Origin of the sequence: Robertmurraya korlensis, from assembly GCF_023715225.1 — a bacterium.
Taxonomy (GTDB): Bacteria; Bacillota; Bacilli; order Bacillales; family Cytobacillaceae; genus Robertmurraya_A.
In genome coordinates this window covers 410,264-429,253 of sequence record NZ_JAMBNS010000001.1, presented here as the reverse complement: position 1 = coordinate 429,253, position 18,990 = coordinate 410,264, and the positions used below count along the sequence as shown (strand labels likewise).

Here is an 18,990-nt window from a genome sequence, read left to right as displayed (position 1 = left end):
TTATTTGATTACATACAGTATAAAAAAAGTCCTTTACATATGCAAAGGACTTAAAACGCTTACTTATTTAAGCTCCATTAACCAATCAGCCATTGCTCCTGCATTCTCAGCAGTAACGAGTCCTGATGGCATTGAGCCTTTTCCGTTTACAAGAATGTCTTCAATTTCTTCTTTCGACAGTTTGTCACCAACACCTGTTAAAGCTGGACCTACGCCCCCTTGGTATGAATCCCCGTGACATCCTATACAGCCCGCAGACTTATAAATATCTTCAGGATTGTTTGAAACCTCTTCTGCCTGTTCTCCACCGCCTTCTTGTTCTGCAGCTAGTTCCTTACTGTCACCTAAGCCTTTAAACGAAAAAAGGAACATCGCAGCAATACCAAGAACCATGATTAAGACAAATGGAATGATCGGATTGCGATTCATGCTTTTCCCTCCCTTATGTAAGTACATCAAAAACTATTTAAATATAGAATGCAAACAATATCTATTTTACTTGAAAATGGGCAGAAGGAAAAGTACTAAAGTAAACTTTGTCACATTATGTTCTCATTTTAGACAAAACCTCACTAGTTTTTGTGAGGTCTGTCATAAACGAATGAAGCTAACAACCAATTTCTCGTGCAATTACCATTCGTTGAATTTCTGAAGTACCTTCACCAATTTCAGTTAACTTTCCATCACGCATATATCGTTCCACATGATAATCCTTCATATACCCATATCCCCCGTGTATTTGTACGGCTTGATCAGTAACCTCCATACAAATTTCCGATGCGTAAAGCTTACAAATGGAAGCTTCCTTCGTAAAGGAACGTCCTTGGTCTTTTAACCAAGCAGCTTTATAAACCATATTTCTAGCAAGTTCAATCTTCATAGCCATGTCTGCAAGCTTAAATTGGATCGCCTGGAAATGGGACAATGATCTTCCAAATTGCTGCCTTTGCTTTGCATAGCTCAATGCCTTTTCGTATGCCGCCTGAGCAATACCTACTGCCATTGCACCGATGCCAATCCTTCCTCCATCAAGAGTGATTAAGAACTGTTTAAAGCCCTCTCCACGCTTTCCTAGTAAATTCTCAGTTGGTACCTGAACATCTTCTAATATTAATTCGGTAGTATTAGAGGCATGAAGCCCCATTTTTTCATAGTTGTTGATGACCTGAAAGCCAGGAGAATTCGTTGGAACAATAATAGCACTTATTTCTTTTTTCCCATTTTGTTCCCCAGTTACTGCGGTAATAGCTAAATGCTTTGCATAGCTTGCATTTGTAATATAACATTTATTTCCATTTATAACAAACTTCCCATCATTCTCATTCGCTTTCGTCTTGGTACCTCCAGCATCGGAACCAGCATTAGGTTCGGTTAGCCCAAAGGCTCCAAAAGACTCACCTGTACAAATCGGGATTAAATATTTTCTTTTTTGTTCTTCTGTACCAAATAAATAAAGGGGAGCACCCCCTAGCGATATATGGGCTGAATACGTAATTCCAGTCGAGGCACAAGCTCTACTTAGCTCCTCTGTGACTATGGCAAAGCTTATTGTATCTGCCCCACCACCACCGTATTCTTCTGGAAATGGAAGCCCCATTAAACCTAATTCTGTAAGCTTTTGAAACACCTCATGTGGGAACTGCTTATGAAGGTCTCTTTCTAGCGCACCTGGTGCAACCTCTTCATTAGCAAATTCTCTAATGGTTCGAAGGATCATGCTTTGTTCTGATGTTAAATCAAAATTCACGTTTTTCTCCTCCTTAAGCCTAAATATGAAATCGCTTTCATATTTATTATATAAGGAGATGAATAATTTTCTCAACATTTTAAATTTTAAAGTAAATAATCATTATATAAATATAGACCCACTTAGTAATAGCAGTCCTAATATGGAAGAAATTATAAAACTCAATAACTTTGCTTTTCTTCCGATAATAAACCAAGCTATACAGTTTAAAATAATAATTGCATAGAGGCTTACAGCGCTATTAGGAAAAGCATAAGTGACAAAATCTACTGAGCATAACAAAGCAATGAGGGCTGTAGAAATCATTGGAACAATAAATTCTGTCGCTTTTCTAAAAAAATAAAAACTAGCTCCAAATCCAAATAATAGCAATAAAGCATAAAGAGTCGTTTGCAAAAAGAAAGATAATTCAGTAAAATATATAAATATACCAATCGGAATCAGTAGCAACGAAGTGTAAGCGAGGAAAAACTTGCTCTTGATGCTTCTTTTTCCAGCTTTCTTTCCGTTAACTTGTTCACCTTCTGTATATAAAGCTAATAAAAAATTGCAATATTGTTCCGGTAATAGCTTCGTTTCTTTCCAATAATAAATTTCTTTAACAATGATTTCTTTTCGATTATCACTCATATCTTGTCCTTTCTCTTGCTGAACATAAAAATAGTTTACCTCTATTGTAAGAAGTAAACTATTTTTAGACAATCATTTTATTCTAAGAAATCCTTCAAACGCTTGCTACGGCTAGGGTGTCTTAACTTCCTTAACGCTTTTGCTTCAATTTGTCTTATACGTTCTCTTGTGACACCAAACACTTTTCCAACTTCTTCTAAAGTTCTCGTGCGGCCATCATCAAGTCCAAAACGTAGTCGTAATACATTTTCTTCACGGTCGGTTAGAGTATCCAGAACATCTTCCAATTGTTCTTTTAACAACTCATAAGCCGCATGCTCTGAAGGTGATGTAGCATCCTGATCTTCAATGAAATCACCTAAATGTGAGTCATCTTCTTCACCAATTGGTGTTTCTAATGAAACTGGTTCTTGTGCAATTTTTAGGATTTCACGAACCTTATCTGGAGTTAAGTCCATGTCTTCTCCAATTTCTTCTGGAGTTGGTTCACGTCCAAGATCCTGAAGTAGCTGACGTTGAACACGAATTAATTTATTGATGGTTTCCACCATATGAACGGGGATACGAATTGTTCTGGCTTGGTCAGCAATCGCACGAGTAATTGCTTGTCGTATCCACCAAGTAGCATACGTACTAAATTTAAACCCTTTGCGATAATCAAACTTCTCAACCGCTTTGATTAATCCCATATTACCTTCTTGAATCAAATCAAGGAACAACATACCGCGACCAACATAACGTTTTGCAATACTAACTACAAGACGTAGGTTCGCTTCTGCTAATCGGCGCTTTGCTTCTTCGTCACCTTGTTCAATACGATTAGCAAGTGAAATTTCCTCTTCGGCAGACAATAGGTCTACTCGACCGATTTCTTTTAAATACATCCGAACAGGATCATTGATTTTCACTCCTGGTGGTACGCTTAAATCATTTAAATCAAATTCTTCTTCACCTTTAGCAAGCTCCTGTATATTAGGATCTCCATCTTCGGATTCACCAACTAGTTCTACACCTTGCTCACCTAAAAATTCATAAAACTCATCCATTTGATCTGAGTCTACATCAAAATTAGACAATTTCTCTGCAATATCGTCATAGGCTAGAACCCCTGTTTTCTTTCCAACCTCTGTTAACTGGTCTTTTACTTGTTCTAGGGTCAAATCTGAATCAACCTCTTTTGAACGGGCCGATTTTTCAGCCATATGTACCCCTCCTTCCAAAGTCAAACAACAATCTCAAGCTTTTAATGTTTTGCGCAATTGGATAATTTCCATTGCAATCACAGCTGCCCTACCATGATCCTTTTGTCTCTCTGCTTCTTTCTCTTCTGCTTCTTTTTCTTTTATTTTTAACATCTTTTGATAATTAAACACCTGCTTAATGTAATCGGAAAGCTCCTGGTCACTTATTTCTTCACCAATAGACATCATTCCAATATCTGCTACTGTACGTCTAAGCTTTTCATCTTTGATATATGTTAGGAAATCACTTGGATTCGGTTGGAATCCCTTTTCATAGTAACCATACAAGTATGTTATGATTGCTTGATGTTCATCAATATTAAAGGGAGTACCGTTTAACAAATCCTGCACTTTATATGCTATGTCAGAATCCTTCAACATATAAGCGATTAAACGTCTTTCTGCAGTTTCATAAGCCGGTCTTAGATTAGAAGATTGTTTAATAACCACATCTTGATTTCTTTTTTGAACGTATTGCTCACGATTTCCTTTTTTGTTCGCAAAGAAAAATTGTTTTTGCTGTTGCTTTAATGCATCGAGTGAAAGTGAGAATTCACTTGCTAGCTGTCTTAAATAGTGATCTCGTTCTACTACCTTCTCTAGTTGGCTTATTTCCTTTAATACTTCTTCGATATATTGGAGGCGAATTCCTTCATTATTTAAATCCTTTCCTCTTCTTAAATATCGAAGTTTAAAATTCATTAATGTAACACTAGAAGAGATAATTTCGTTTTGAAATTTCTCTTCACCATTTTGGCGAATATAATCATCTGGGTCCATTCCATCTGGCAATATCGCCACACGGACCTGAATACCCGCTGAATGAAGAAGCTGACTAGCACGGTGAGCGGCTTCAATACCAGCATTGTCTCCATCGTAACAAATCGTTACTGCTTCAGCACTCCGCCTGATCGACACAATATGATCGTCTGTCAATGATGTTCCCATGGTTGCCACTCCATTGAGTACACCCGATCGATCGGCAGCTATCACATCAGCAAACCCCTCAAATAATACGATTTGATTCGTTTTTTTAATGCTTGCCCTTGCTTGGTGAAAATTATATAAAATTTTACTTTTGTTAAAAATTGCTGTTTCAGGACTATTTAAATATTTTGGCTCATCAGCCCCTAATGATCTTCCTGAAAACGCAATTGTATTGCCTTTGTGGTCCAATATAGGAAACATTATGCGGTCTCTGAAGCGATCAAAATAAGTTCCATCACGTTCACGTTTAATAACCAGCCCGGCCCTTTCCATCACTTCAGGGGGGTAGTTTCGTTTCGAGAGAAATTTGTATACAAAATCCCACGAATTTAATGAATAACCTATTTGAAATTTATTAATCGCTTCAATAGTAAAGCCTCTCGATAAAAGGTACTCAAGTGCATGTTGACCGTCTTTTGTGTTTACAAGCAAATGATGATAGAATTTACGTAATAAATCGTGAGCGTCAATCATCTGCTGAAAATCATTCGGGATCGTCCTAGATGTAGTGTGAGATGACGATTCGATATGTAGCTCAACATTTCCTTTTTCAGCTAATTTAACAGCCGCTTCTATAAATGAGACACCTTCTTGTTCCATTAAGAAAGAAAATGCATTCCCACCTGCTCCACATCCGAAACAATGATAAATTTGTTTATCCGGAGAAACAGAGAAGGAAGGAGAGTTTTCTCCATGAAACGGACAAAGTCCAAAATAATTTCGACCTTGTTTTTTCAGCTGAACATAGTCGCTAACCACGTCCACTATATCAACCGCCTGGCGAATTTCATTAATTTTATCCTCAGGGATACGTTCTGCCATGAAAACAACTCCAGGTATTAGTGAGTAATTCGCGATAAATTATAGATTTCCTGCAAATTTCGACAAAATGCAATAAAAATTTTTCGCAAAATCATCTCGGTCATTTTGACCAAAACGTTTGGGTCCTTTAGAGTGTACCCCTTGTCGCCTAGCTTTTGCGGCAAGATACCTCATATCAAGAGCAAGATTAATATCTTTCTCTTCGTATACATTCCCTCTTGGAGAAAGTACATAAACACCTTTATTCACGAGTGTCGAAGCTAATCCGATGTCTTGGGTGACTACAAAGTCGCCTTTATCCACATGGTTCATGATATATAAGTCAACTTCCTCCTTACCCGTATCGACATATTTCCATGTTCCTGCAGCTTCTGTGGTACTCATATGATTATAAGATGCGACAAAAATTACTTCTAATGAAAAATTCGACGCGATTTCGACAATTTCCTGCTTCACTGGACAGGAATCTGCATCTACAAGAACCTTTGGTAAACCTAATGTACTATTAATTCTACATCACTCCATATATTCCTTCTTATTTCGAGGAATAACTTAGTGGAAAAGCGTTTGTCGAATTTTTTTCGGACGAGAATCTTGACTTCTGACAATAAATAGTTTATTCGTTCATAGTGAAGTCTAAACCTAATCTGATACATTTTTATCACAATTTTTTATTATAGTATATAAAAGTCTATTTTTCCATCACTTTTTTTATCATACCCTCCAAACAATAAAAAGAAATAGCACATCATTTTATGCGCTATTTCTTTTATTTATCCTCTTTTTAAGTAACGGTTTAAAATAACATTAGCTGTTTCTTCAACAGCTTTGTTGGTTACATCGATTACATGACACCCAATTTTTGAGACAATTTTATCAAAATACTCGATTTCTTCTTTAATCCGTTCGATATTCGCATAGCTTGCTCGATCATTTAAACCTAAAGAAAGAAGTCTTTCACGCCTAATATTATTAAGTTTTTCCGGGCTTATTTTTAATCCGAAACATTTCTCTGAAGGTACTTTAAACAATTCCTCAGGTGGGTCAACCTCTGGAACAAGTGGAACATTTGCCACTTTAATACGTTTATGAGCCAGGTACTGTGATAATGGGGTTTTTGAGGTTCTCGAAACACCTACTAAGACGATATCCGCCTTTAAGATTCCACGTGGGTCCCGACCATCATCATACTTTACGGCAAATTCAATCGCTTCCACCTTTTTAAAATAATCCTCATCAAGCTTCCTAACTAAACCCGGTTCAAATAAAGGCTGTTTACCACAAATATCTTGAATTTGATCAATTAAAGGCCCAATAATATCACAAGCATAAATTCCTTCCGCCTTCGCTGTATCCCTCATATACTCGCGCATATCTGGCTTAACAAGTGTATAGGCAACCATCCCACCGTCTAATTTCACAAGTGAAATCACTTCGTCAATATTTGATTTATCCTCTACATATGGAAACCTTTTGATTGTGACTTCTTGTCCATCAAATTGGCTTATCGCTGCTTTTGTCACGAGCTCTGCAGTTTCTCCTACAGAATCAGATACCACGTAGACGATTGGCATTTTCCCCATACTTCTTCATCTCCTACATCATTTGTAATAATCTTATGCGTATCGAGTAATTCCATTTTCGATCGTTAATTTCCTTCTGCTAATGCGACAAATGCCTTTGTTAAGTTTGTTTTGGTAATTCTGCCAAGTACTTCGAAACCTCTTTCCGATTCCCTAACAACAGGCAATGCATCAATTTGCTTATCAATTAATTTATGTGCCACATCAATGAGAAGATCGTCTTTTCCGCACATCGTAACATTAGGCATTCTTGTCATGATGATATGCACCGGTAACGTGGTTAGTTCCTGCTTTCCAATACTTGCTCTAAGAAGATCTTTTCTCGACAATACGCCCGTGAGCAATGAAGATTGATCGACAACAAATAATGTCCCAACATCTTCGAGAAACATAGTACAGATCGCATCGTAAACAGAAACGTTTTCGTTCACAACTACAGGAATAGACTGATAATCCTTCACATACAGTTTCTTTAAGTTCTCAGTTAATAATTGAGTGCCTGATTTCCCAGTGTAAAAATAACCTACCCGTGGCCGTGCATCCAAATATCCAGCCATTGTTAAAATAGCTAGATCTGGTCGAAGTGTAGCTCTCGTTAGATTGAGTCTTTCGGCAATATGCTCTCCAGTTATCGGCCCATTTTCCTTCACAATTTGCAAAATATGCTCTTGCCGTTTATTTAGCTCGATTGTACTCACCACCTAATTGCCCTTTAGGCTCATATGTATGTCATACTTATATAGAATTATTATATACTATCTCTCATAAATGAAAAGACATAAGGATAAAAAGAGCCTTCACCATTAAGAAGGCCCTCTTTAAAAAAGATTATTTTGTTACAATTTCCTTCACGTTCGCAAAGCTAACAATCAATTCTGCCAACTGTGACATTAATGCTAAACGGTTGTTTTTCAACGCTTGATTCTCTGCCATGACCATTGTATGGTCAAAGAAATCGTTAATTGCCCCTTGTAAAAATGCAAGTTTGTCGAAAAACTCTTCCTCACTAGCTTCATTTGATTCTAATGCAGCTTTCACATCACGATATTGATTATATAGTGTGGTCTCGAACTCATTTTCAAACAGGGATTCATTGATTTCCTCATTTTCCACTGCTTTGTTCGAAATGGTAAGGACACGGCTAAGAGCTTCAACTGTCTCTTTAAACCCACTACCATCTTTTTTCGTTTGCAGAACAACTGCTTTTTTGACCAAAGTTGGTAAAGCTGTAATGTTCTTTTCTAATACAGCATCAATGATGTCATAACGAATGCTTTGTTCTTGTAAATAATGCTTTAAGCGGAGCTTAAAGAAACCTATAAGCTCAAGTAGTAACTCTTCTTCATCTTTTTCTCCAATTCCCTTTTCCTTAATGGAAAGAATAGAGAGACGGAGAAGATCCGTTAGTGAAACATTCCATTCTTTATTAATTAAGATTTGAACAATCCCTGAAGCTTGTCTTCTTAATGCGTAAGGATCTTGTGAGCCGCTTGGGATATTGCCAATTGCAAAAAATGAAACTATCGTATCTAATTTCTCTGCTACGGCAAGAATTGCTCCACTATTTGAGTTAGGAGTAGAGTCTTCCGCGTTTCTTGGCATGTAGTGTTCATTAATAGCGACAGCAACCGCTTCAGATTCACCTTTTTGTCTAGCATACTTCTCACCCATAAAACCTTGAAGCTCTGGGAATTCATATACCATATGAGTGACTAGATCAAACTTACTGATTTCAGCAGCACGATCTGCTGTCTTTTTATCTTCCTCATTAAAGGTTAATAACTCTGCTAACTGATTGGTTAGCGAACGAACTCGTGCAACCTTTTCAGAAAGAGTACCAATTTCCTCATGATATACAATAGAGCCAAGCTTAGCTAGCGCATCGGAAATATTCATTTTTTGATCTTCTCTATAGAAAAAGGCTGCATCTGATAGTCTTGCTCTAAGCACCTTCTCATTTCCCTTTGCTACTGTTTCAAGATGCATATGATCCCCATTCCTTACTGTTACAAAGAACGGCAAAAGTGTTCCGTCCTTTTTCTTAACAGGGAAATAGCGCTGATGCTCTTTCATGGATGTAATAAGAACTTCTTCCGGAAGCTCTAAAAATTCTTCCTCAAATCTTCCATATAAAGCTGTCGGATATTCAACGAGATTCGTTACTTCCTCTAATAATTCCTCATCGACAGGTATCGTCCATCCTTGCTCTTCTTCTAACTTAGAAATTTGCGAGAGAATGGCATTTTTTCTTTCCTCTGCATTTGCAATAACAAATTCACCTAAAAGTTTAGTTACATACTCTTCTGGCGTACCGATTTCTATTTCTTTTCCTAAGAATCGATGCCCGTTTGTACGATTGCTTGTTGATACATTTGTGATTGAAAAAGGGATAATCTCTGTTCCATATATAGCAAGTAACCATTTGATCGGACGAATATATTTTAGCGTTTCATTTGCCCAACGCATATTTTTAGGGAATGTTAGTCCCGTAATAATATGTACTATCTCTGGGAGTATCTCTTTTGTTGCTTGCCCCTTTGTAAACTTACGTACATGGGCATACTCAACCCCATTAATCTCTTTAAAATAGATATCCTCAACAGACATTCCTTGCCCTTTAGTAAATCCTACAGCAGCTTTTGACCAATTCCCTTCGTGGTCAATGGCAATCTTTTTAGCAGGCCCTTTTGCCTCTTCCTCTACATCCTCTTGGCTCGTACTTACACCGTAAGCAATGACAGCTAGACGTCTTGGAGTAGAAAAATGAGTGATGGAATCAAAGGAAATCTTTTTCTCTTTTAACCATTTCTCTATTTTTGATGTTAATTGTTCAATTGATCCTGTCACGAAACGAGCTGGCATCTCCTCAAGCCCGATCTCTAGTAATAAATCTTGCTTATTCATGTGTATCTTCCCCCTTTTGCTGAAGAATTGGGAATCCTAACTTTTCTCTCTCTTCATAGAACGTTTTAGCTACCTTTCTTGCTAGATTTCTACATCTACCGATAAATCCAGTTCGTTCAGTAACCGAAATGGCGCCTCTAGCATCCAGAAGATTAAATACATGAGAGCATTTTAAGACATAGTCATAAGCGGGATGAACAAGCCCCTCGTTCATTTGACGATGTGCTTCTTTTTCATAAATGTTAAACAAATTAAAAAGCATTTCAGGATCGGATGTTTCAAAAGTATATTTTGAGTGCTCATATTCAGGCTGTAAGAATATATCACGAACGGTAAATCCATTCGTCCACTCTAAATCAAAAACATTTTCCTTTTCTTGAATATAAGAAGCAAGGCGCTCGATTCCATAAGTGATTTCAACGGAAACAGGCTTACATTCAAGTCCCCCTACCTGTTGGAAATAGGTAAATTGCGTGATCTCCATGCCATCTAACCATACTTCCCAACCTAGCCCTGCACAACCAAGCGATGGGTTTTCCCAATTATCTTCTACAAAACGAATATCGTGCTGAAGAGGATCAATTCCCAGCGCCTTCAACGAATCAAGATATAGTTCCTGAATATTGTCAGGAGAAGGTTTCATAATCACTTGGAATTGGTGATGTTGATACAAGCGATTAGGGTTTTCACCGTATCTTCCATCCGCTGGTCGTCTTGATGGCTCCACATACGCTACATTCCATGGTTCAGGGCCAATCGCACGTAAGAACGTATAAGGGCTCATAGTTCCTGCACCCTTTTCCACATCGTACGCTTGCATTAAAATACACCCTTGATCAGACCAATGCTTTTGCAAAGTTAAAATCATGTCTTGAATATTCATCGTACACCTCCAAAATTTGTCGCATAAGAGATAATCATTTTTTGGGAAACAAAAAAACTCCCGCCTCCTATGCCTTTTGAGCATAGGGACGAGAGTTACCCGCGGTTCCACCCTATTTGCCGACGATTATAAAACGTCAGCCACCTTAATCCGAAATTGCTCGGGAACGCCCTTCCTTAACACTCTATTCCTAGCTTTCACCGTCCTAGGATCGCTTCTTAGTAGAGAAAGTTAAGTACTCCTTTCCTTCAACGCAAATATTAAATTTAATTTGAATCTTAGCTGAAACAAAGGTCGTTGTCAACTCTTAAAATCAATACTTCCTAATTGACTAATCTGATTTAGGAATTTTTTCGTTTTTAAGTGTAAACCAGAGTATTCATCATAATAAGCATTAATAATTTTTTTCAACTCATTCTTTGTTTCTTGCTTCACAGATATATTCCCTAACCTACTCATATCAATGAAATAAAATAACCGAAGTAATTTTACTGTTGATTGAGAGATTTTATAATGATATGGATCCTTTTCTAAACAGCGATGACAGATAAATCCGCCCTCTCTGATTGAAAATGAAAAATGACCGTCTGTACTTCCACAAACGGCACATTGATTAAGGATGGGATACAACCCTAATGTATTCAACATTTTCACTTCAAAAATATGAACAATAATTTCTGGGTCATAGCCTTCGTTAATATAATTTAGCGTTTGATATAGCATCTCAAATAAAAAAGGATTTGCCTTTTTTTCGTCAGTGCTTTTATCCGTAAGATCAATAACATAACTTGCATAAGCGGTTAGGAAGATATCCTCCTTGATTGAGCGCATTGAGGAAAGCATTTCACCTTGCTGCAAGCTACCTAGTCCGCTGCTTGTTTGCACTAAGAATTGACCGTATGTAAAAAGCTGAGTGATGGCAGCTAAGCGGCTGTTAGGCTTTTTTGCACCGCGTGCCATCACCCCTATTTTCCCCCATTCACGTGTGAATAGAGTGACTATTTTATTTGTTTCACCATAATGATTTGTTCGAATGACGATGCCTTCGCATTTTTGAAACATCTAGAACACCATCCTAGTACGAGACAAACCTAGAGATATGGAAATTCAACCTCTGCTAGATCATCATCCTGATTCCCGGGTATGTCTTGATTCTCCTTCTCTAACTCCTTAAAGAGCAGATAAGTGTCAATGTTACCTGTTTGCGAAAAAACTTTCCAGGTAAAATCCATCATCAAAAACCCCCACCTTTCAAATAGTTGACTAGCAATAAATCCAAATCGTTACCATTATCATAGCCTTGTCTACCAAAAATAATGAGTCGAAAATATTGTTAATAAAAAAGGTGCATAAACTAGAAAGATGAATAATAATCTAAAAATGGTAAATCAATATTCGTCCTCGCGGAACCCAAAATCTCTCAGTTGGGACATTTTGTTGCGCCAATCCTTCTGAACCTTAACCCATAATTCTAAAAATACTTTTGTTCCCAACAAGTTCTCAATATCCTGTCTTGCACGTTTTCCAACTTCCTTTAACATGCTTCCTTGTTTACCAATAATGATTCCTTTTTGGGAATCACGTTCTACAATAATGGTTGCCATAACGTGTACAACATCTTTGTCTTCTAGTCGTTCCATTTTCTCAATAACAACCGCTAATGAATGAGGAATTTCTTCTCTTGTTAAATGTAATGCCTTCTCACGTATTAGCTCTGACACGATAAATCTCTCTGGATGATCGGTTACTTGGTCAGCTGGATAATATTGAGGTCCTTCAGGTATATATTTCTTAATCACATCAAGCAAGACTTCTAGGTTGTTTCCTTCAAGCGCAGAGATAGGAATGATTTCTGCAAAAGGATATCTTTCTTTATACGACACGATAATTTCCATGAGTTGGTCAGGATGAACAAGATCAATTTTGTTAATCACGAGGAATACAGGTGTTTTAATTGATTGGAATTTATCTAGAATAAACTCTTCACCACGACCAAAACCTTCCTCTGCATTCACCATAAAAAGAACAATATCGACTTCTTTTAATGTGTTTTGTGCAACCTTCATCATAAAGTCTCCAAGCTTATGCTTAGGCTTATGAATTCCTGGTGTATCAATAAATACTAATTGTGCATCATTGGTTGTTAATACACCTTGTACTTTATTTCTTGTAGTTTGTGGTTTATCACTCATAATAGCAATTTTTTGTCCGATTACCCGATTAAGGAACGTTGATTTCCCAACATTTGGGCGGCCGATGATGGAGATAAACCCTGATTTGTGTTCTTGCTTTTGATTATTACTCATTTAAATCCTCCGGTGAAAATGCTCCTGGTAGTAATTCTGCGACAGTTAATTCTTGTGTATCGCCTTTTAAATTTGTTAAAATGACTTTCATATCTTTAGGACATAACTCTGAAATAACTTGACGACATGCTCCACATGGAGAGACAGGACCTTCTGTATCTGCAACTACGGCAAGCATCTCAAACTGACGATCTCCCCCAGCATAGGCACTGAAAAACGCGGTTCTCTCCGCACAATTGGTCATGCTAAAAGCAGCATTTTCTACATTACACCCATGATATACTTTTCCATCAGTCGTTAAGAGGGCAGCTCCCACTTGGAACTTCGAATATGGTACATAAGCTTTTTCTCTTGCAATTTTTGCTTCTTTAATTAAAGTTTCTTCCTTGCTCAAATTAATACTTCCTTTCAAGGAGACTGCATACTCCTATTTTACCCTATTTTGTTCTACATTTCATCGATTGTAGCAAAATTGTAATGAAGAAGATTGAATTTTCTAAATATTAATCAATTCCTTCAATTTGTTTCCCTATTTTACTCTTTCTTGAATGCGATTTCAAATAAAAACGGAACCGATAGCAGGTTCGGTTCCTTATTACCATAGCCTTGGTATAAAAATAATCAAACCAATGATAATACTTACAATGGAAAACATAAAGACTGCCGCCGCTGCCATATCCTTTGCTTTTTTTGCTAGTGGATGAAAATCCTCTGTCACTAAATCCACTACGTTTTCTATACTCGAATTAATTAGTTCTAAAGAGATCACTCCTCCTATTGATAAGAGGAGAAACACCCACTCTATTTTAGAAACTTGTAGCAAAAAGCCAAGTAAGACAACTAACATTGTAAAGAAAAGATGAATTTTCATATTCCTTTCCTCTTTTACTGCCTTACCAAACCCGGATAGGGCATGCCGGAAAGAATATAGGACATGTTTCGTTTTATATTTCCTTTTATCGTCCGAGCCCGTACTCATCCAATATACTCCGTTGAAGATCAAACATTTCCTTTTCCTCTGCTTCTGTCTCATGATCATAACCTAATAAATGAAGAAATCCATGGACAGCTAAAAATCCTAACTCTCGCTCAACAGAATGCCCGTAGTCCGTAGCCTGCTCTCGAGCTTTATCAATTGAAATAATGATATCTCCGAGTACTCTTGGCATATTTGCACCGCTAATTTGGATTTCACCCTCTCCGAGTTCCTCTAAGGCAAAAGAAATTACATCTGTTGGCTTATCCTTTCCTCTGTACTCACGGTTAATTTCTTGTATTCGGTCATTATCAACAAATGTAACGGATAGCTCACAAGGTTCTGTAATTTGTAATTTTTTTTGAGCTAATTTTAATAACCCTTCCATTTGCTCAATCACTTTTTCTGTCATTTCATTTGTTTCATCTAAAAAATCGATACTTAAGTTCATGCTTGTTTCACCTTCTGTTTCGTAATTTCTGGATACTCAATTCGAGAATGGAAGATCCCCTTTAACGTTTCACATAGTGTATTAGAAATAATCTCCATTTCCTTGAGTGTTAAGTCACATTCATTCAGCTGCCCATCCTGTAATCGATCTGCAATAATACTTTTAACCAAACTTTCTATTTGATCAGGATTGGGATGCTGCATAGACCGAACGGCCGCCTCCACACTATCGGCTATTCCGATTATAGCAATTTCCTTATTTTGAGCTTTGGGACCTGGATAACGATAGTCCTCTTCCCGGACCTCATTGCCATTTTGTTTAGCCTTGTGGTAAAAGAACTTGAGTAATGTAGTGCCATGATGCTGCTCAGCAATATCAACAATTTCCTTAGGCATTTTGTACTGTCTTAATAGTTCAGCACCATCCGTGGCATGTGCCACGATAATATTTTTGCTTGTTTGTGGTGGCAAGCGATCATGAGGATTTTCAATATTCATTTGATTTTCAATGAAAAATTGTGGTCTCTTTGTCTTTCCGATATCGTGATAATAACACCCTACCCTTGCTAGTAAGCCGTTTGCACCGATTGCCTCGCATGCTGACTCGGCAAGATTTGCTACCATAATGGAGTGATGATATGTTCCTGGTGCCTCCGTAAGGATTTTTCTAAGAAGCGGATGATTTGGATTTGATAATTCAATCAATCTCATCGTTGAAAGAATTCCAAATCCGGCCTCGAAAAATGGAAGGAGCCCGATGGTTAGAATCGCACCCATGATACCCGATGTAAAAGCACCACCAAAGTAAAATGTATATTCCTTTGCATTATAGTGACCATTGTTAATAAATAACAAAGCAAAAATAATGATGATATTTATTAGAGAAACAAACATTCCCGCCTGTAGAATTTTCATCCTTTGATTTTGTTTACTTAAAAACATAATGCTCGCTAACCCACTACAAATGATGTAGATACCAATATTTACATTGAGGGAGCTTGTTATGTTTTCACTAAATAAAATGGTTCCACAGAGAGCTAAAATAATGGTTGTTAAAATCGCGAGTCTATCGTCCACCAAAATTTTAATTAACATGGCTGCCATGGCAGCAGGAAATAAATAACCTAAATCTGAAAACTCAAATTGTTGTAGAAGACTAATTCCTTTTAACATTACGATTGAAAGAATAAAGATAATGCTAAACAAAAGCAAGTAATTTTGCTTCATATCTCCATTTACTTTGAGTTCATGAAAATAATAATACAAAGCAATTATCATGACCATAACAAGAAGTGCTAATCCGATAAAAGGCAATGTTGATTGCTGATTGTCTGTGAGGCCGACAAGCTCTAGCTGACGGAAGACTTCTCTACTAATCAGCTGATTCTCCTCAACAATGATTTGACCTTGTAATATCTTTACGGGCTCAACACTTTCCTTCGCCTGTTCTCTTAACTCCTGAGTAGCCTCTAAATCAAAAAATTCATTTTGAACAACAGCATATCGCCCTAATTCAATTACAGCTGCTTTTAATTGACTGCTCATGGAAGTTAGTTTCAGTTCTTCTTCTACAAGCCTCTTACTATTTTCCACTTCATCTGCTGGAATTCTCCGATTCATAACCGTATTGATAGCGGTTATAGCCACATCCTTGGCAACGGATAGCTCTTCCTTGGAGGACTGAACAAGTGCTAGCAAGACAGAATCAGAAATACTTCTTGTAACCTCCTCTGTTAGCTTGCCCTTCATCTTGTCGATAACTTCATTGTCTGATGGAGCACCAGAATCCCCACTTTCTTGCCCTTGAGAGATTCCTTCTGAAGCGTTTACTTGGTCTTGCAGCTCCTTTTTTACTTCCGTTGCTGCATCGAAGATTGAGGTGATTAAATCGACTCGATTCTCATTTGTTTCCTTTTTCATATAATAGACATCTTGAACACTGTCTTCAGCTTCTTCTCTTTTCTTTTCGGTACTCTCTTTATCAGAGATCGTTACTGGGGATCTTACAGTTTGATTCGCTATGGAAAACAAGCGTAAATCCATTTTTTCTGGCTTAACATTGGTAAACATGGAGGCATAAAGGACTAAGCCAAGGACGAGGAACAACAAGACCCGAAAAATTCGTAGATCCAGTAAGCCTCTAATTTTCATCAACTGTTGTTGAATCTTTTCCACTATGACTCTCCTCCAATTCTTATCTCTAAACAAAATAAATGCCACATATGTAAAATGATAACAGTTTTTCAGGGAAGATGCATCTTTTTCAAAAAACAAGAAAAAACCGTTCGATTTCTACTCGAACGGTTACTCATTAGATTGCTTATCGTACGCTTGAATGATTCGTCCTACTAGAGGGTGTCTAACAACATCACTTTGTTCTAAGTGAATAATGGAAATTCCCTTGACCGAAGATAGAATGGACTCTGCCGTAATCAAACCTGATTTCACACCTTTCGGTAAGTCAATTTGTGTTTGATCACCGGTAATGACCATTTTAGAGCCGAAACCAAGTCGGGTTAAGAACATTTTCATCTGTGCCTGGGTTGTGTTTTGTGCTTCATCTAAAATAACAAAGGCATCATCTAAGGTTCTTCCCCTCATATAAGCTAGAGGAGCAATTTCTATCGTTCCGCGTTCGATCATACGCTGTGTATGCTCCGTTCCTAAGATATCATGAAGTGCATCATATAATGGACGTAAATACGGGTCAACCTTTTCCTTTAAGTCCCCTGGTAAAAATCCAAGACTTTCTCCCGCTTCTACTGCTGGTCTCGTTAAGATTATTCGTTTTACATTTCCATTTTTCAATGCATTCACTGCCATAACCACGGCTAAATACGTTTTTCCCGTACCAGCTGGACCAATACCGAAGACGAGATCATGCTTCTTCATCGCTGTTAAATACTGTTGTTGACCTAGAGTTTTAACTCTTATTGACTTACCTTTCGCATTTTTCGTAATTTCTTCTTCATATATGTCCTTAAAGTACTCCAATGTACCTTTTTTAGACATTTGAATAGCATACATGACATCTCGTCCGCTAATATTAATGCCTTTTCTAATAACGTACATTAAATTGCTGATTATGCTTGTAACCATTTCAACATTTTCAGTTGAACCTGACACACTTACGGTTCCGCCTCTAGTTACAATCGATACACCCAATTCCTGCTCAATCATTTTAATATTTGCATCAGCATTACCTAATAGAGCGATGGCTTCATTTGGATTTTCGAGATTTACACTAATCGTTTTTAGTTCTTCTGTCATTCCGAGTCTCCTTGAGTAATTGGTTGAGGTTCTGCAATATTTTCAATCACTTGAAAATGAATAATTAAGTTAACTTTACCATTCTTGACCAATTGGCGCAAAACTTTTTCCCCTTTTATTTTAGCATCTTCAGGTAGGAGACTTTTTATATCTTTTCTAGCCATTTCTCTTGCGACAGTATATGCTTGTTTTTCCGTATATACCCTTGTCTCATTTTCACTTTCACGAATGGTGGATTGATGGTAAGAAATCGGCAAATTCCATTTTAGGAATTTAATTGGCTTCGTATTTTCTTCTGTAACCGATTGTTTGTACTCAACCTTCGTGAATCCCCAAATAGGAATGTTAAATCCACCTATAGTTATTGCATGCTTTCTTACTTCATTTCCCGTGTACACTTGGAAACTCGTTGACAAAGGAAGTTCAACCTCTGTCCAATACCATGTTTCACCTAAAACCTCTCCCCTTGCCGGTACGAGCTGCTCCTCTCCTTCTCTTCCAATCGTACCTGACACTAAAACCTTTCCTGGAGAGACGACTTCATTGAGAGAAACGAGTGTTTTCCCTTCTTCAACAAAATAGTCAACAACCGTTGCTTTCTTTTTTGCTACTAAATTTTGTGGGCCGTATTCCTGTTGTTTTTCAGGTTCATTTTTTTCGACTACTTGTAAGTGGTAGGTTGTCCCTTGTAACTCCACTCCTATCCATGTTAACTCATCCATACGATCTGTAATCGACTTTTGAATTGCATCTGGGGTACCTAAGGACCATTGAAATTTCCCCTTTTTCACTCCTATTTCATCAAGGGTTTTTCGTATCTTATATTCGGTTGCTGGGTCTGCTCCTTTAATTTCGATTCCCCATACCATGTTTGAAAGCAAGGTAATAACGATTAAAAAAAGAAAGGCACCAATAAAAAAACCAATATTTTTAATGGCCCTTTTTATCAAAAAAGGAAGGCCTGTCCGTCTCTGGAACTCAATTTTACAGTCTGAGTTCCTAACAACTTTCCTAATTTTGTGGGCATCCTCCACTTTTATTTCAAAGCTCATGGCGTTTACGCCATGACGCTTTACTCTCCAGATTGAAACCTGCTCTCTTGTTAGCGTGTTAATAAATCTTTCTAGGCCTTTTCCTGTCACCTTTACAGATACCATTCCCGTATAGTAGTAAATCCATTGGTTCTTCATA

At 37.5% G+C, this 18,990-nt stretch carries 19 protein-coding genes and 1 other annotated feature; all 19 genes read right to left on the bottom strand.

Annotation, left to right across the window (positions count from 1 at the left end; genetic code table 11):
* Positions 1-63: 63 nt before the first annotated feature.
* The gene (gene cccA, locus M3175_RS02325; RefSeq protein ID WP_119709159.1) at positions 64-429 is read right to left on the bottom strand and encodes a cytochrome c550; all 366 of its coding nucleotides are present in this window, start codon (positions 427-429) and stop codon (positions 64-66) included.
* A 178-nt stretch (positions 430-607) separates the two neighbouring features.
* The gene (locus M3175_RS02320) at positions 608-1,747 is read right to left on the bottom strand and encodes an acyl-CoA dehydrogenase family protein (RefSeq protein ID WP_251514253.1); all 1,140 of its coding nucleotides are present in this window, start codon (positions 1,745-1,747) and stop codon (positions 608-610) included.
* 102 nt (positions 1,748-1,849) lie between these two features.
* On the bottom strand, positions 1,850-2,449 hold the full coding sequence (locus M3175_RS02315) for a hypothetical protein (RefSeq protein ID WP_251514251.1): 600 nt from the start codon (positions 2,447-2,449) through the stop codon (positions 1,850-1,852).
* A gap of 5 nt (positions 2,450-2,454) precedes the next feature.
* On the bottom strand, positions 2,455-3,579 hold the full coding sequence (rpoD, locus tag M3175_RS02310; RefSeq protein WP_251514249.1) for an RNA polymerase sigma factor RpoD: 1,125 nt from the start codon (positions 3,577-3,579) through the stop codon (positions 2,455-2,457).
* Between the two features lie 33 nt (positions 3,580-3,612).
* A complete protein-coding gene (gene dnaG, locus M3175_RS02305) occupies positions 3,613-5,427 on the bottom strand; it encodes a DNA primase (protein WP_251514247.1) in 1,815 nt (604 codons plus the stop codon).
* 39 nt (positions 5,428-5,466) lie between these two features.
* On the bottom strand, positions 5,467-5,937 hold the full coding sequence (locus tag M3175_RS02300) for a YaiI/YqxD family protein (RefSeq protein WP_371321656.1): 471 nt from the start codon (positions 5,935-5,937) through the stop codon (positions 5,467-5,469).
* Between the two features lie 263 nt (positions 5,938-6,200).
* Complete coding sequence (locus M3175_RS02295) at positions 6,201-7,010, bottom strand: pyruvate, water dikinase regulatory protein (RefSeq protein WP_251514244.1); 810 nt, start codon at positions 7,008-7,010, stop codon at positions 6,201-6,203.
* 65 nt (positions 7,011-7,075) lie between these two features.
* Entirely contained in the window at positions 7,076-7,708 is a 633-nt protein-coding gene (ccpN, locus tag M3175_RS02290; protein WP_162927788.1) for a transcriptional regulator CcpN, read from the bottom strand.
* A 130-nt stretch (positions 7,709-7,838) separates the two neighbouring features.
* Positions 7,839-9,914: a glycine--tRNA ligase subunit beta gene (gene glyS / locus M3175_RS02285; RefSeq protein WP_251514242.1), complete on the bottom strand. Its 2,076-nt coding sequence runs from the start codon at positions 9,912-9,914 to the stop codon at positions 7,839-7,841.
* A complete protein-coding gene (gene glyQ / locus M3175_RS02280) occupies positions 9,907-10,797 on the bottom strand; it encodes a glycine--tRNA ligase subunit alpha (protein ID WP_119709167.1) in 891 nt (296 codons plus the stop codon). Before glyQ ends, glyS begins: the two co-directional genes overlap by 8 nt.
* A gap of 81 nt (positions 10,798-10,878) precedes the next feature.
* Positions 10,879-11,058: a binding site (T-box leader), on the bottom strand.
* Positions 11,059-11,097: 39 nt separating this feature from the next.
* Positions 11,098-11,859, bottom strand: a complete 762-nt coding sequence (gene recO / locus M3175_RS02275; RefSeq protein WP_251514241.1) for a DNA repair protein RecO — start codon at positions 11,857-11,859, stop codon at positions 11,098-11,100.
* Between the two features lie 29 nt (positions 11,860-11,888).
* Entirely contained in the window at positions 11,889-12,032 is a 144-nt protein-coding gene (locus M3175_RS02270) for a YqzL family protein (RefSeq protein WP_251514239.1), read from the bottom strand.
* Between the two features lie 153 nt (positions 12,033-12,185).
* Positions 12,186-13,103, bottom strand: a complete 918-nt coding sequence (gene era / locus M3175_RS02265) for a GTPase Era (RefSeq protein ID WP_251514214.1) — start codon at positions 13,101-13,103, stop codon at positions 12,186-12,188.
* On the bottom strand, positions 13,096-13,497 hold the full coding sequence (locus M3175_RS02260; protein ID WP_251514197.1) for a cytidine deaminase: 402 nt from the start codon (positions 13,495-13,497) through the stop codon (positions 13,096-13,098). The genes era and M3175_RS02260 overlap by 8 nt, the downstream gene beginning before the upstream one ends.
* A 201-nt stretch (positions 13,498-13,698) precedes the next feature.
* Entirely contained in the window at positions 13,699-14,082 is a 384-nt protein-coding gene (locus M3175_RS02255) for a diacylglycerol kinase family protein (protein ID WP_251514195.1), read from the bottom strand.
* Positions 14,060-14,530: an rRNA maturation RNase YbeY gene (gene ybeY, locus M3175_RS02250; protein WP_251514193.1), complete on the bottom strand. Its 471-nt coding sequence runs from the start codon at positions 14,528-14,530 to the stop codon at positions 14,060-14,062. Before ybeY ends, M3175_RS02255 begins: the two co-directional genes overlap by 23 nt.
* Positions 14,527-16,704, bottom strand: coding sequence for an HD family phosphohydrolase (locus tag M3175_RS02245; protein ID WP_251514191.1), 2,178 nt, complete (start codon positions 16,702-16,704; stop codon positions 14,527-14,529). The genes ybeY and M3175_RS02245 overlap by 4 nt, the downstream gene beginning before the upstream one ends.
* Before the next feature lie 129 nt (positions 16,705-16,833).
* Positions 16,834-17,799 carry a PhoH family protein gene (locus tag M3175_RS02240; RefSeq protein ID WP_251514190.1) on the bottom strand — a complete coding sequence of 322 codons (966 nt, stop codon included), beginning with the start codon at positions 17,797-17,799 and terminating at the stop codon, positions 16,834-16,836.
* Positions 17,796-18,989, bottom strand: a complete 1,194-nt coding sequence (gene yqfD, locus M3175_RS02235; protein WP_251514188.1) for a sporulation protein YqfD — start codon at positions 18,987-18,989, stop codon at positions 17,796-17,798. Before yqfD ends, M3175_RS02240 begins: the two co-directional genes overlap by 4 nt.
* Position 18,990: the final 1 nt, after the last annotated feature.

Excerpts from the sequence above, each read along its gene's own strand:
- cccA (WP_119709159.1), bottom strand. The coding sequence starts at position 429 with ATGAATCGCAATCCGATCATTCCATTTGTCTTAATCATGGTTCTTGGT.
- rpoD (WP_251514249.1), bottom strand. The coding sequence starts at position 3,579 with ATGGCTGAAAAATCGGCCCGTTCAAAAGAGGTTGATTCAGATTTGACC.
- dnaG (WP_251514247.1), bottom strand. The coding sequence starts at position 5,427 with ATGGCAGAACGTATCCCTGAGGATAAAATTAATGAAATTCGCCAGGCG.
- M3175_RS02295 (WP_251514244.1), bottom strand. The coding sequence starts at position 7,010 with ATGGGGAAAATGCCAATCGTCTACGTGGTATCTGATTCTGTAGGAGAA.
- glyS (WP_251514242.1), bottom strand. The coding sequence starts at position 9,914 with ATGAATAAGCAAGATTTATTACTAGAGATCGGGCTTGAGGAGATGCCA.
- glyQ (WP_119709167.1), bottom strand. The coding sequence starts at position 10,797 with ATGAATATTCAAGACATGATTTTAACTTTGCAAAAGCATTGGTCTGAT.
- recO (WP_251514241.1), bottom strand. The coding sequence starts at position 11,859 with ATGTTTCAAAAATGCGAAGGCATCGTCATTCGAACAAATCATTATGGT.
- M3175_RS02270 (WP_251514239.1), bottom strand. The coding sequence starts at position 12,032 with ATGATGGATTTTACCTGGAAAGTTTTTTCGCAAACAGGTAACATTGAC.
- era (WP_251514214.1), bottom strand. The coding sequence starts at position 13,103 with ATGAGTAATAATCAAAAGCAAGAACACAAATCAGGGTTTATCTCCATC.
- M3175_RS02255 (WP_251514195.1), bottom strand. The coding sequence starts at position 14,082 with ATGAGTACGGGCTCGGACGATAAAAGGAAATATAAAACGAAACATGTC.
- ybeY (WP_251514193.1), bottom strand. The coding sequence starts at position 14,530 with ATGAACTTAAGTATCGATTTTTTAGATGAAACAAATGAAATGACAGAA.
- M3175_RS02240 (WP_251514190.1), bottom strand. The coding sequence starts at position 17,799 with ATGACAGAAGAACTAAAAACGATTAGTGTAAATCTCGAAAATCCAAAT.
- yqfD (WP_251514188.1), bottom strand. The coding sequence starts at position 18,989 with ATGAAGAACCAATGGATTTACTACTATACGGGAATGGTATCTGTAAAG.